The 11866-nt window shown below is 67.3% G+C and carries 12 protein-coding genes, 2 tRNA genes and 1 pseudogene; 2 read left to right on the top strand and 13 right to left on the bottom strand.

Annotated features, from left to right (window positions below; translation table 11 throughout):
• Positions 1–78 precede the first annotated feature (78 nt).
• The 8 genes and pseudogenes from ACE3TU_RS12830 to ACE3TU_RS12795 form a co-directional block, all read right to left on the bottom strand.
• Positions 79–154: transfer RNA gene (locus ACE3TU_RS12830), tRNA-Phe, on the bottom strand.
• Positions 155–269: 115 nt separating this feature from the next.
• Entirely contained in the window at positions 270–485 is a 216-nt protein-coding gene (yacG, locus tag ACE3TU_RS12825; RefSeq protein WP_374624745.1) for a DNA gyrase inhibitor YacG, read from the bottom strand.
• On the bottom strand, positions 485–1123 hold the full coding sequence (locus ACE3TU_RS12820; RefSeq protein ID WP_374624743.1) for a Maf-like protein: 639 nt from the start codon (positions 1121–1123) through the stop codon (positions 485–487). Before ACE3TU_RS12820 ends, yacG begins: the two co-directional genes overlap by 1 nt.
• Positions 1124–1191: 68 nt before the next feature.
• Entirely contained in the window at positions 1192–1410 is a 219-nt protein-coding gene (gene infA / locus ACE3TU_RS12815; RefSeq protein WP_035082742.1) for a translation initiation factor IF-1, read from the bottom strand.
• 158 nt (positions 1411–1568) lie between these two features.
• Complete coding sequence (locus ACE3TU_RS12810; protein WP_374624747.1) at positions 1569–1997, bottom strand: arsenate reductase ArsC; 429 nt, start codon at positions 1995–1997, stop codon at positions 1569–1571.
• Positions 1998–2054: 57 nt separating this feature from the next.
• Positions 2055–2534 (bottom strand): annotated as a pseudogene (locus tag ACE3TU_RS12805) (UPF0262 family protein); the annotation flags it as partial.
• Positions 2535–3827, bottom strand: coding sequence for a histidinol dehydrogenase (gene hisD / locus ACE3TU_RS12800; RefSeq protein WP_374624740.1), 1293 nt, complete (start codon positions 3825–3827; stop codon positions 2535–2537).
• A complete protein-coding gene (locus ACE3TU_RS12795; RefSeq protein ID WP_374624738.1) occupies positions 3827–4264 on the bottom strand; it encodes a DUF2948 family protein in 438 nt (145 codons plus the stop codon). Before ACE3TU_RS12795 ends, hisD begins: the two co-directional genes overlap by 1 nt.
• A 560-nt stretch (positions 4265–4824) precedes the next feature.
• On the opposite strand from ACE3TU_RS12795, the gene ACE3TU_RS12790 reads away from it, so the two are divergent.
• Positions 4825–4899, top strand: a tRNA-Thr gene (locus ACE3TU_RS12790).
• A gap of 485 nt (positions 4900–5384) precedes the next feature.
• Here ACE3TU_RS12790 and ACE3TU_RS12785 read toward each other — a convergent pair.
• The 5 genes from ACE3TU_RS12785 to ACE3TU_RS12765 are packed head-to-tail and all read right to left on the bottom strand — an operon-like array spanning position 5385 to position 9997.
• Positions 5385–6713 carry a glycosyltransferase gene (locus ACE3TU_RS12785; RefSeq protein WP_374624736.1) on the bottom strand — a complete coding sequence of 443 codons (1329 nt, stop codon included), beginning with the start codon at positions 6711–6713 and terminating at the stop codon, positions 5385–5387.
• Positions 6710–7423, bottom strand: a complete 714-nt coding sequence (locus ACE3TU_RS12780) for a glycosyltransferase family 2 protein (protein ID WP_374624734.1) — start codon at positions 7421–7423, stop codon at positions 6710–6712. Before ACE3TU_RS12780 ends, ACE3TU_RS12785 begins: the two co-directional genes overlap by 4 nt.
• Positions 7420–8541 (bottom strand): hypothetical protein, encoded by a 1122-nt coding sequence (locus ACE3TU_RS12775; RefSeq protein WP_374624732.1) that lies wholly within the window; start codon positions 8539–8541, stop codon positions 7420–7422. Before ACE3TU_RS12775 ends, ACE3TU_RS12780 begins: the two co-directional genes overlap by 4 nt.
• 47 nt (positions 8542–8588) lie before the next feature.
• A complete protein-coding gene (locus ACE3TU_RS12770) occupies positions 8589–9551 on the bottom strand; it encodes a hypothetical protein (protein ID WP_374624730.1) in 963 nt (320 codons plus the stop codon).
• 26 nt (positions 9552–9577) lie between these two features.
• Entirely contained in the window at positions 9578–9997 is a 420-nt protein-coding gene (locus ACE3TU_RS12765; protein ID WP_374624728.1) for a PqqD family protein, read from the bottom strand.
• A gap of 304 nt (positions 9998–10301) precedes the next feature.
• On the opposite strand from ACE3TU_RS12765, the gene ACE3TU_RS12760 reads away from it, so the two are divergent.
• On the top strand, positions 10302–11866 hold a 1565-nt coding region (locus ACE3TU_RS12760), incomplete at its 3' end, for a nucleotidyltransferase family protein (protein ID WP_374624726.1).

Here is an 11866-nt window from a genome sequence, read left to right as displayed (position 1 = left end):
TTCCCAGCCGCGAGGCCGCGACTTATGGCTGATTTCTGAGGTTTCTCAATCGCCAGCGGTGTCTGGCGAACAGAGAGATGGTGCCCGGGACCGGAATCGAACCAGTGACACGCGGATTTTCAATCCGCTGCTCTACCAACTGAGCTACCCGGGCATGTCCGAACGCCCGGAGGGCGTCGAAGTCGGGCGGTTTATAGGGACCAAAACGGCATCGCGCAAGCGTCAATATCGCGGTGGCGACACCCGGCAAAGGGCTTCCGGCGGCGGCGCTAATCGCCGTCGCCGTCCGTCCCCGCATCGTCGCTCGGCGCCGCGTCGGCGGCCTCTCCAGTGGCGGCCGGAATGACATAGGCGCCGGAAAGCCAGCGGTTGAGATCGATATCGGCGCAGCGCGTCGAGCAGAACGGATGGGTGAGCTGGCTCGAGGGCCTGCCGCAGATCGGGCAGGGCCGGACCGGCCGCAGGCGGATGACGTTGTCGGCCATCAGACCGCGGTGAGGCTGGACTGATTCAGCCAGTTGAAGTGCACGGGATACCCCTCGCCGGCGAGCAGCGACACGGTTTCGTGCAGCGGCAGCCCGACGACCGCCGAGTAGGAACCCTGCAGCTTGATGACGAAGGCACCGGCAATGCCCTGGATGGCATAGCCGCCGGCCTTGTCGCGCCACTCGGCGCTGGCGAGGTAGGACTCGATCTCGCGCGCCGACAGGCGCTTGAAGCGCAGCCGGGTCTCGACGAGCCGCTTGCGCAGCGCACCCGAGGGGCTGAGCATGGTGACCGCGGTGAACACCCGGTGCGAGCGACCGGAGAGCGTGCGGAGACACTCGGAGGCCTCTTCCATGGTCTCGGCCTTGGGCAGGATGCGCCGGCCGACGGCGACGACCGTATCGGCCGAGAGCACCAGCGCATTGGCCGCGATGCCCATCGTGCGGGCCTTGTGCTGAGCCGTTATGGCCTTCTGGTCGGCGAGGCGCTGCGCCAGCTTGCGCGGCAGTTCACCCTTTTCCGGGGTCTCGTCGATATGGGCGGGAACGAGATGCTCGGGCTCGATGCCGATCTGGTTGAGCAGCGCCAGGCGTCGCGGCGAGGCGGAGGCCAGAATGAGTTCGGGACGACTTGCCATATCGAGCCTGATTCCGAGGCGATCTGCGCGGGCGGGCCACGGCCCGGATGTCCCTCGCGCGGCGCCTGCTACTTGAAGCGATAGGTGATGCGGCCCTTGGTCAGATCGTACGGCGTCATCTCGCACAGCACCTTGTCGCCGGCGAGCACGCGGATGCGGTTCTTGCGCATGCGGCCGGCGGTGTGGGCGATGATTTCGTGCTCGTTCTCGAGCTTCACCCTGAAGGTGGCATTGGGCAGCAATTCGGTGACGACGCCCGGAAACTCGAGCACTTCTTCCTTAGCCATACTCTCTCCTGAGACAGGCCCTCGAGAACTCGATACTGGCGATGTCGGGGGCGTGAATTGCGCGCAGCTATACTGGATGTCGCCGGCTTTGTGAACCACCGCCGAACGGGCCAGGCGATCGGCCCTGCCTCGGGCCCGGCGCCCGCCCGGAGCGACGGTCAGGCGGCTCGCGGCGCGCTGGCCAGCAGCCTGTCGAGCCGCTCCCGCACCTTGAGCTGCAAGGCATCGCGCAGGGACCTGTAGGCGCTCAGCACCGACTCGCGGTTGCCCTCCACCTCGGTGGGGTCGGGCATCGGCCAGTGTTCCAGGGCGCCCATCTCGAGACCCTGCCGCCGCACGGCCTCGGGCGCATCGTCCGACAAGGTGACGACCAGATCGAAGTGGTTGGCGACGAGTTCATCCATGGTGTGCGGGGTGTGCACCGACATGTCGATGCCGATCTCCTCCATCACCTCGTGCACGAAGCCGTCGGCCTTGCCCGAACGCACCCCGGCCGAGCGGACGATCAGCCGGCCGGGGAACATCCGGCGCGCCAGGGCCGCGGCCATCGGCGAGCGCACCGAATTCATCGAACAGACGAACAGCACGGTGGGCAGGGTCGATTCGCGCTCATCGATGCGGGAGGCGAAGGGCTGCACGGCGCAGATCAGGGTGAACAGCCGGCGGGCGGTGTTGAGATCCATCTCCAGCTTGTTGTCGAGGCGCGTGCGCAGCAGTTCGGCCGCTTCGTTGTGGAGTCCCCGGCGGGCCATGTCGACGGTCTCGATCTGATAGGTCGAGCCGGTCTTGATCGCATCGTAATAGCTGTCGCGGATGCGGAAATAGTCGCGGATCAGGCGGCGGAAGGGGGTGAGCGACAGGTAATGCGCCGCGACCGGCGCATAGGTCTCCGGGTTGCGCACGTCGAGCACGATGTAGTTGCCGACGATGGAGACGTGCAGCGCGAAGGGCCCGGTGGCCTGCACCCGCGCCGGCGCAAAGCGGTTCTCCTCGACCAGGTCGAAGATGGCGATGCGCCATTCGTGCACTTCGTCGGGATCGGCCGAGGTGATGGTGTTGGGATCGAGGGTGACGGCGACGATGCGGTCGAGCACCGGATCGAACTGTCGCGGAACGAGCGCCATCTAGCTGTTGAGCCTGATCGCCACGCTGCGACCGTGCGCGTCGAGGCCCTCGGTGCAGGCGAGCTCGATCGCGGCGGGCGCCAGCTCGGCGAGGGCCGCCGGGTCGCAGCCGAGGATGGAGGTGCGCTTCATGAAGTCGAGCACGCCGAGGCCGGACGCGAAGCGCGCCGAGCGTGCCGTGGGCAGCACGTGGTTGGAGCCGCCGACATAGTCCCCGATCGCCTCGGGCGTGTGGTGGCCGAGAAAGACGGCGCCGGCATTGCGGATGGACGGCAGCAGCGCCCCGGGATCATCGAGAGCGAGTTCCACATGCTCGGAGGCAATGCGGTTGGCGAGGTCGGCGGCCTCGGACAGCGAGGCAACGGTGATGACGGCGCCGAAAGCGTTCCACCCCTCGCGCGTTATCGCGGCCCGAGGCAGCAGGGCCATCTGGCGCTCGACCTCGCGTTCGACGCCATCGGCCAGCCCGGGTTCGGTGGTGACGAGGATGGACTGGGCCCCTCCCCCGTGCTCGGCCTGCGCCAGGAGGTCGGCGGCAACCCAGGCGGGATTGGCCGAGGCATCGGCGATGACCAGCACTTCCGAGGGACCGGCGATCATGTCGATGCCGACGGTCCCGAAGACCTGCCGCTTGGCGGCCGCGACATAGGCGTTGCCCGGACCGACGACCTTGTGCACCGGGGCAATGGTCTCGGTGCCGAACGCCAGCGCGCCGACCGCCTGGGCGCCGCCGATGCGGTAGATCTCGGTGATGCCGGCGATGCGGGCCGCACCCAGCACGGCATCGTTGACCGCGCCGCGCGGCGTCGGCACGACCATGGCGATCCGGCTCGCACCGGCGACGCGGGCCGGCACCGCATTCATCAGCACCGACGAGGGATAGGCGGCCAGCCCCCCCGGCACGTAGATGCCGACCGCCTCGATCGGCGTCCAGCGGGTGCCCAGGGTCACCCCGATGGCGTCGCGATAGAACTGATCGAGCGGCCGCTGCTTGTCGTGATGCGCCCGGATGCGATCGTGCGCCAGTTCGAGCGCCGCGCGGGTCGAGGGGGGAACGCGCGCGGCGGCGGCGTCAATCTCTTCGGCGGTGAAGGCCAGTGTCCGCGGGGTCAGCTGGAGGCCGTCGAAACGGGCCGTGCAATCGATGACCGCGGCGTCGCCCCGCCGACGGACATCGGCGAGGATCGCAGCGACGGCGGCGCCAACCTCCTCGGACGCCTCGCGCTTGGACTCGAGCAGCGCCTTGAAGGCCGCGGCGAAACCGGCGTCCCGGCTATCCAGCCGCAGCGGCATCAGCCGACGTGCTCGGGCTTGAGGCGGGCGGCCCAGGCCGCACCGAGATCCTGCAGGCGCGCTTCCAGCACCTCGACATCGAGCCGGATGGCGGCGCCGCCGGCGAAGACCAGGTCGATATGGCCACCCGGCGCCACCGCCTCGGTGAAGCGAATGGAGAGCAGCTCCAGAACGCCCTCCTGGGCGCTGAGATCGAAGCCGGCCGCCCGGACGCCCGTCACATGGTCGAAGTGCAGCGCGGCGCGCTTGCGCACCCCCGGCTGGCCGCGCGCCCTGCCATCCGCGTGCTCCCAGGCAAAACGGTTCATCATCAGGGCGAAGCGTCGATCGCCCCGGGCAAACGCCATGTCGCCCACCCGCACGATGGCATCCTGCGTGGTGGCGGACACGACATCGAGGTCCTCCGTGTCGAGCGCGATGAGCTTGAGATCAGACATTGGCAGTCCCGGTACCGTTGGCGTTGCCGCGTAGATGGGCGCCGCATCGACCATCTACAAGCTTGCGGCGACGCGGGCAATGCAGCGCCGGGCCTGCCGGCCGGCATGTCCGCTCCACGCGGCGCACTATGGCGATTCGTCGGGAACGTCGCCGTCCCGCCGCCCGGCATCGTCCGAAGCCTCCGACCTCTCCGGCTCGGCGGCGGCGGCCCGGGCGCGGGACTGCTCCTTGCGGCGCCTCAGGTTGTCACGCAGCCGTTCCGAAAGACGCTGGTGACGCTTTCCTGCCGACCCCGCATCCGTAACCATGTCGTGCCTCCCACGCTGCGCAGGCATCCGACGCGCGTTCCGCTCTGTTTGTGCCGCACGAGGCGCGGAGAAGTCCAGCGTCCCCGGTGCCCTCGCCTGCCGCACCGCAATGCTGCACCGACCGGCGCCGACTACGGCCCTGCCCCCGGCAGGACCAGAGGTCCACCGACACCCCGTTTTTTGCCTTGCGCGGGACAAGGGCCTGTGGCAGTAACCGCGCCGTCGCCGCGGCCAGCCGCGCCGATACCCATGCTGCAGTAGCTCAGTGGTAGAGCACTCCCTTGGTAAGGGAGAGGTCGAGAGTTCAATCCTCTCTTGCAGCACCATTCCTTCAAGGACTCAGCCATCCATTTTTGCCAGCGGACGCCGGCACCCGCACAGAGACGCACCCAAACCTCGTCATCCACCACGTAAAATGGCAGGTGCTCCTGCACCCTAGAGCGGCGGGCAACGCATTTCCGTACCCGGGCGACGATGCGAGCGTCGAGGCAGTGGGTGCTGGTCGGATCTGACTGGAACTCCGCGTCGATCAGGCGGAGGAGCGCGGGCCCCTCCTTGTCGACCGCGAAGCTGTCCTCGATCGCTCGCGCTGCTCGATCCAGTTGGTGCGGCTGCATTCAGACCTCCGCGGTGAACGCGCCATTGCCATACCCGACCTTGGTGCACACAAGGCATGTCTCGGGGATCGCGTGAAACGGGGCTCCGCCACCATCTCCCACATAAGGCGCTGAAACTGCTGAAAGGCCCGCATTTGCTGCGCCTCACTCGTTCCAGGTGGTCGATCGACAGCGGGCGTCAGACCTGGTCCGGCTCAAGGTCGAGGACGTCTGCTCTCGTAGGCTCGTGCGCGTCCTCTGGGTCTGCCAAGAGCATCTGCCCATTGCAGCAGCCTGTCATCGTCGGGGAAGCTGTTGGCATAGTGCAGAATGCCGCCCTCACCGCGCAGCAGGATTTCGGCATTCCAGGCTGCCGATGGCGGCCGCGGGTCGGAGGTTGAGTCAACGATCTCCAGGAACAGCGGGGCAATATCTCCCAGCGATTGCAGAAAGCGATCGGCCGCGGACAGACCGGCGCCCGGCAGCGGCGGGTGCGAACGCTTGGGCAGCCGCAGCAGCGCGGAAAGAACTTCGTCCATCGCGAGGGCGTTGCGAGACGGGTCGAATCGGCGCCTCGCTTCGGCGCGGGCGGCCTCCCCGATACGACGGCGGAGCGTTGTGTCCGCCGAGAGCAGCACGAGAATGCGGGCGAAGTCGGCGATGTCGCGGGCGATGAAGCCGGTGACTCCATGATCGATCCAGCCTGACGCCGCGGTACCTTCGAGGAGGACCGGCGGAACGCCGACCCACATCGCCTCCTGCAGCGCCTTCTCGCTCGTCACGTAGCTGCCGGGGGTGAGCGGGTAGGCGAAGATGTCTGCCTCGGCAAAGGCGTCGGCGATGTTCTCGACATGGCCGTGGAAGGTGACGCGCTCCAGCACATCGCACGCCGCTAGGGCACTCCTCAGGATCTCGAGGGTCGCGGCATCCGAATCTCCGAAGAGGTCAAACCGGATACCCGCGCCACTCGTCTGCGCGACGATGTCGGCAAAGTCCGGATGGAGCTTCGTCTCGAACATGCCTCCAAGATAGGCGATGCGTATGCCGTCGTGGGGCCTCGCGGCATAACCCGCCAGTCGGGTCATGTCCGCCAGGGCCGGGATGTGGGTGACATGGGCGTGTGAAGCAAGGACTGCTCCATGTCCTGGCGGCGCCGAGAGAATCCAGGCATCCGGGAATGCGACGAGATCGCCGAAGAGAACATGCGGAAGCGTGTTGCCGGCTATGGCCGACCGTACCAAGAACCGCGCGCTCGGGAGCGGCTTGCGCAGGAGATCGAGCAGCAGCGGGTGATTCCAGTAGGTGATCTCGACGATGTCGGCAGCCTCGATCTCGCCGGCCAGCCGGTCCGGGTCGGTATCCGTGACCAGGGCGATGCCCAGTCGGCGCGCCATGACGAGGAGCGGCGCGGAAACGGGTTTGTCGAGCACGACCACTCTGCGCTCTATGGCGCCTGAGCGGGCCCGGTCTTGCCTGGCGATTTCCAGGATGCCGCGCTCGGGGCCCCCACCGATCCAGCGCGGAATGATGTGCAGGACCTTCATGGACCATCGTGACGGCGTGCCCGCCGAATGAAGCGACGGGCGATGAGGAGCATTTCCACGCGGTAGGCCTCGACATCGGTTGAGAGGCTGCCAGCGCGAACGCCCTTCTCCAGCACGGTTTCCGGCAGAACGAGCAGCGGCCCCATCGCCTGCGACGCGCGCAGGATCCAGTCGCCATCGGCGCCGATCCGCAGGCTCTCGTCGAATGGTCCGACCCGCTCGAAGGCCTCCCTGCGCAGGAGAATGGCGCCGGGCGTATAGCCGGGGTGGATCGAGCCGGCCGTTCGCCGGGCCGGAGCGCCCGGTGCCGCCGCCTCGACGGAGACGAAGCTGACCTGCCCGGTCACGCCCCAGGCCGAGGCGTCGCGTCGCAGAGCCTCCAGACGCAGCGGGAGCGCGTCGCGTGTCCAGGCGTCATCGGCATCGCAAAATCCGATGAACTCAGAGGAAGCCGCGCGTATGCCTTCGTTGCGCGCCGCGGCAATCCCTCGTGACGTCTGCTGGAGTATCCTGAGGCCTGGCAATCCAGTTCGTCGTGCGGCGGCATGCTCGACCGTGCGGTCCTGAGAGCCGCCGTCCACCACAATCACCTCGAGATGCTCCGCGGCAAGGCGCTCCCGCGCTGCGATGAGACTGTCGAGTGCGGCGCCGATCGTCGCAGCGGCGTTCAAGCTGACGACAACGACGGAGATGCCGGCGGACGCGGTCACCGGCTCATCCCGACTGCAGTCGGTTCGTTACCGTCCGCGAGGGCGCGCCGCCACCTCTGGATGGCCGCAGCGTCAACCCCTTCGCCAGCGAGATGTTCGATCCAGCCGCGCGTTTCGCCCCCATGGCGGAATGGCAGAAGATGCAATCGCATCGCGCCGCCAAGCGGAAGTTCCTCGCGGCGAGCCAGCCGTCTTGCCATCGCGGGGTCGCGGGTGCGAACCAGAAGCTCGATCAGTACGCGGGCGCGGTCGAAGACCCGATCGTCATCGCCTGCCGGCAACTGGCGAAGGGGGGCGGGACCGAGCGAGCATTCGTTCGCGATGGAATCCTGGCCGGTCGGGCGCGGGAGAAAGAACAGCATGTCGTCGCCATCCTTGGTGATGGTCGCGTCGGGACCGAGACCCAGATTGTGCACGAGATTGACCGGAGAGACGATCGAAATGCGTCCGGACATCGCCATGCGCAACGACCATTCGACGTCCCACGACAGGGAGGGTACCGTGCGCGCCTGTTCAAGATAGAACGTGTAAAGCGCCCCGAGGGCCGGTTCGAAACCGCAGGCAGCCACATCAGCCGCCGCCATGCTGGCCGACCCGCCGACGAAGGTCTTCTGGACGGCCTGCCATTTGTGACGCCACGTTGCCCAGCCGTAGATGCCGCCGCGGCGGCTCGGAATCCCGGCGGTGAATGGCGCCACACGGTGCCACCGCACCAAGGGGTTGTGGCCAGAGAGCATCGCTACGTCGTCACGCTCCGCATACATGGAGAGCAGGCGACCGGCCCAGCTGAAGAAATACGGGTGAGCGTCGATGTCGTCTTCGAGTATGATGGCCTGGTCGACCAGTCCGAAGGCCCAGTCCAGCCCGCTCAGGATACGGCGACGGCACCCCAGGTTGCTTTCAGCATAGTCACGGTCGATCGAACAGTCCCAGTCGATCCGCTCGAATTCGGCGCGGGCCTGCGCGCAGGCCTGAACATCATCGCCATTGCCGGGTTTTGGTCCATCTGCAACGATCAAGATCCGGGCCGGCCTGATCTGACGCAGCCTGTCCACCACCTTGCGGGCGAGCCGTGGGCGATTGTAGATGATGCAGATCACCGGGGTATCGATCGCCAACTGACGATCCAGAGCCAGGCTTTCCGGCTGGAACGGACCTACCGGTCTCATGTCGTCGGTCCGCCCCTGGCGACGAGCTCGCGCAGGGCGCCATCGAGCCGGTCGAAATCCCAGCTGACGCGCATGCGCCAAGCGGGAACGGCGTGCGAGAGGTCGGCAAGGTTCCTGAGCCAGCCTGCCGACGGGCCATGAGCCTGGAGTGTCGGCGCGAGGGCCGACTGCCAGGGCACCAGTGCTTCACGACGGCTCAATGGTACCGGATTGTAGAGGCTACCCGCATCGGGCGAGATCCAGACCACGCTCACGAGGTGTGCCTCGGCTGCGATTTGGATGGTGGAAGGCAGGTGGCGCGCCTGCTTGCCGTGATGTGTGACCCCGAGATCGCGCCAATTGCGAGCCTCGAGCCGCGACAGGGACGTTTCGGTGACGATAGCCGTTGCATAGAGGCTAGCTGCCTTGACCTCGGAACCGTGGCGGTAGACGAAACAGCGGTCATCCGCCAGCAGGTTCCAGCCACGCTCGGCGAGCGCAAGCGCCGTCGTCGTCTTCCCGCTCCCGCTTTCCCCAAGGAGAATCAGGGCGCGATCACCAAGGGCGATCCCGCTGGCATGGACGGGAAGGACGTCCCGGCCGATCGCCCAGGCCGAAATGACCTCCACGCCCGGCCTGGCGCGCAGGCTGCCATCCAGCCCGTGCCCCTGCTCGAGCAGAACCGAGGCGACTGCGGCGTCGCGTCCCGAGACTGGATCCGGCGAGAGCAACTGGACATGACGCGGCTTTGCCGCGAGCCACACATGCGTGTCTCCCCGCCGTTGATGCGAGGAATCTCCGACCATGGTCCGCAGCGCGCTGTCTACGAAGCGCTTGTCAACGCGAAACGACACCGTCAGGCCCGCCGGCTCCCGATCCGCGTCGACCTGGCGGGCAAAGGCACCCGCGAGATGGGCGGCTTCCGGCTCGAACTCGAGGTCTATGGCATGGCCGGCAAGCCGGCTGCGCATCCGCGTCATGCCCGTCGTGGGATCCGGCACTCCCATCAACCGCGGCCGTCGAAGGGCCAGCCGCGTTTGGGGTCGACATCGTGGATGGGGTCCATCGTTATGATGTTGGTCATATCGTCATATTCGGTCAGGCGCAGTTCGCCGAGGACCGGAGGCCATGAGTCAGGTGCATCCTCCGGCGACGGCCCATCGGCGGAGAGGTCTTCCGTCATCAGACCCAGCGCGAGCAGTCGGTTCAGGAACGCCTCGGCCGCCGCGTGGTCCGCGCTGCCATAGCGCGACTGGATGGCCAGCATGATCGATTCCCGGGACTGCCCCCTCAGCACCCGCTCCCAAAGAATCGCGGCCCCCTCCTCCAGGAGGAAGAGCCGGCCTTGAAGCATGTCCATGACGATGATCTCGCCATCGAGAGGGTCGCTCAGGAACCTTGCCCCGTCGACGTCGAATCGAGCCATGTCTCGCGCACCGTGTTGCCAGACCATCGCGGCCCGAAGCTGGGAGGCGCGCGAAATCGAGTACCCTCCGGAGGTTTCCGGACGTAATGTCAGCGATATCAGGGAAGGTCGGACGTGATCAACGGCAACGATGCGACGCACACGCTGCTGTGCGCCTTTCTGACCGGCGGTCGCGGCGGCGACCGCACCCCACCAAGTACGGACGTACCAACGCCGCCGAGCGCGACAAGACCCTGCGTTCGGAACTGAGTGCCAAGATCCGCCGCAACGCAACGCAGACCCCTCGTTGAACCAGAGTCCATCGATGCAATCCGGACAGCGCCGCTATGCCCTCCTCGACGAACCGGCTTCGCTGGTGCTGCGCGCGCTTGCCTTGCACGGCCCCGACGCAGTAGACGCCTTCCGTCGCTGGCGCGCGCTGGTGAAGCTCGACGATGCCGGCAGGGCAGCGAGCCGGGTGATGCCGCTGCTGGTCGATCTGGTGCGGCGCGAGAACATCGATGATGACGACCTGCAACGCATGCAGGGCGTCGGCCGCCATATCTGGACGCAGAACGCGCTCAACGTTCGTATGCTGATCCTCGGCCTCGACGCCCTGGCAGCCGACGGGATCCGCCCGATGTTGCTGAAGGGCATGGCCCTGTTCATGCGAGCCCCGGATGTGAAGCGCAAGCGCGCCTCGACCGACAGCGACATCCTCGTGCCGCCGCAGCAACTGGCGCGAGCGGCGGGGGCGCTGAGCCGTGGGGGCTTCGAACCGAAAGGGTTCCGCTGGGAGGATTTCGGGCCCCCGTTGCTCGGCAGCGAAACGTCCGGTGCCGCGCTGCGCCTGCCGGGACAGGGGAGCCTTCTCGACCTGCACTGGCGTCCGCTTTCCTCCATCACCGACCCCGCCCTTGGCGAGGCATTCTTCGCCCGCGCCGAGCAACACACCCTGCAGGGGCGCACGGTGCTCCTGCCGAGCGCCACCGACCAGTTGTTCATGGCGCTGGCGCGGTGCGAACCATGGGACGCCGATGAATGCCTGACCCGCCTCGTCGAGGCGCATCTGCTGCTGTCCGCCGGGTCCGACGACGTTGACTGGCAAGCTCTTGCAACTCTCATCAGCACCTACCGGCTCGAAGCAGTCGCCCGGGCGTTCTTGGGTGACCTGGAATTGCACGCCGGGCTGAGACTTCCCGCAGGCTACCTGTCGCGTCTCGATACTGCGGTTGCGGCCGACAGGCGGGAGGAGTTGGAGATCCGCACCCTGTTGCCGACCAGCCGCACCGCGATGCAGAACTGGAAGTTGCGCCGGATGGACATGCAGGGCGGCCGCGACCAGGGTCAAACCGCGTTGCCGTCTCTCGCCGAGATGCAGTTGCGCGCCCTCGGACTCAACACAGCGACCGCTCCGCTCCTTTGGCGATCCTTACGTCGTCGTGTGCTTCCCAGCTCCGTCGAAGAGGTTCGCTTCCTCGAGGGCTTCACTTACCCAGAGGCAGAAGGCCGCTGGACCGTCGGGCACTGGTCTGCCCTGGCCGTGCCGCTCACCCCGGCTCAGCAGGCCGGCGAACCGGTGCGACTCAACGTCCATGCCTTTGGTATGGGCACGAGGCACCTGCGCGTTGGCGCCACCGGCGGACGCGAAACCCTCAGCCATGTTGTGGCTCCCGCCGACCCCAAACTGCGGCTGGAACTCCGGGTCAAGCCGCTGCCCGAGCTGGGGGGCGGCGGCCTGATTCTGCTCTGGCACCCCGATGCCCACTCTCCAAGCAGCCAGGGCCTGTCGAACGACAAGCGTCAGTTGGGGCTGTTCTTCCGGCGCCCCTGGGGGCTGCAGGGCCATCGGCCACCTTCGGGATCGGTAGCGCTGTACCGGGCGCTGCG

The sequence above is a fragment of the Devosia sp. genome (genome assembly GCF_041917035.1).
Lineage (GTDB): Bacteria > Pseudomonadota > Alphaproteobacteria > Rhizobiales > Devosiaceae > Devosia_A.
The sequence above is the reverse complement of the archived record's forward strand: the minus strand, read 5'-3'. Positions and strand labels throughout refer to the sequence as shown.

Excerpts from the sequence above, each read along its gene's own strand:
- yacG (WP_374624745.1), bottom strand. The coding sequence starts at position 485 with ATGGCCGACAACGTCATCCGCCTGCGGCCGGTCCGGCCCTGCCCGATC.
- ACE3TU_RS12820 (WP_374624743.1), bottom strand. The coding sequence starts at position 1,123 with ATGGCAAGTCGTCCCGAACTCATTCTGGCCTCCGCCTCGCCGCGACGC.
- infA (WP_035082742.1), bottom strand. The coding sequence starts at position 1,410 with ATGGCTAAGGAAGAAGTGCTCGAGTTTCCGGGCGTCGTCACCGAATTG.
- hisD (WP_374624740.1), bottom strand. The coding sequence starts at position 3,827 with ATGCCGCTGCGGCTGGATAGCCGGGACGCCGGTTTCGCCGCGGCCTTC.
- ACE3TU_RS12795 (WP_374624738.1), bottom strand. The coding sequence starts at position 4,264 with ATGTCTGATCTCAAGCTCATCGCGCTCGACACGGAGGACCTCGATGTC.
- ACE3TU_RS12785 (WP_374624736.1), bottom strand. The coding sequence starts at position 6,713 with ATGAAGGTCCTGCACATCATTCCGCGCTGGATCGGTGGGGGCCCCGAG.
- ACE3TU_RS12770 (WP_374624730.1), bottom strand. The coding sequence starts at position 9,551 with ATGACGCGGATGCGCAGCCGGCTTGCCGGCCATGCCATAGACCTCGAG.
- ACE3TU_RS12765 (WP_374624728.1), bottom strand. The coding sequence starts at position 9,997 with ATGGCTCGATTCGACGTCGACGGGGCAAGGTTCCTGAGCGACCCTCTC.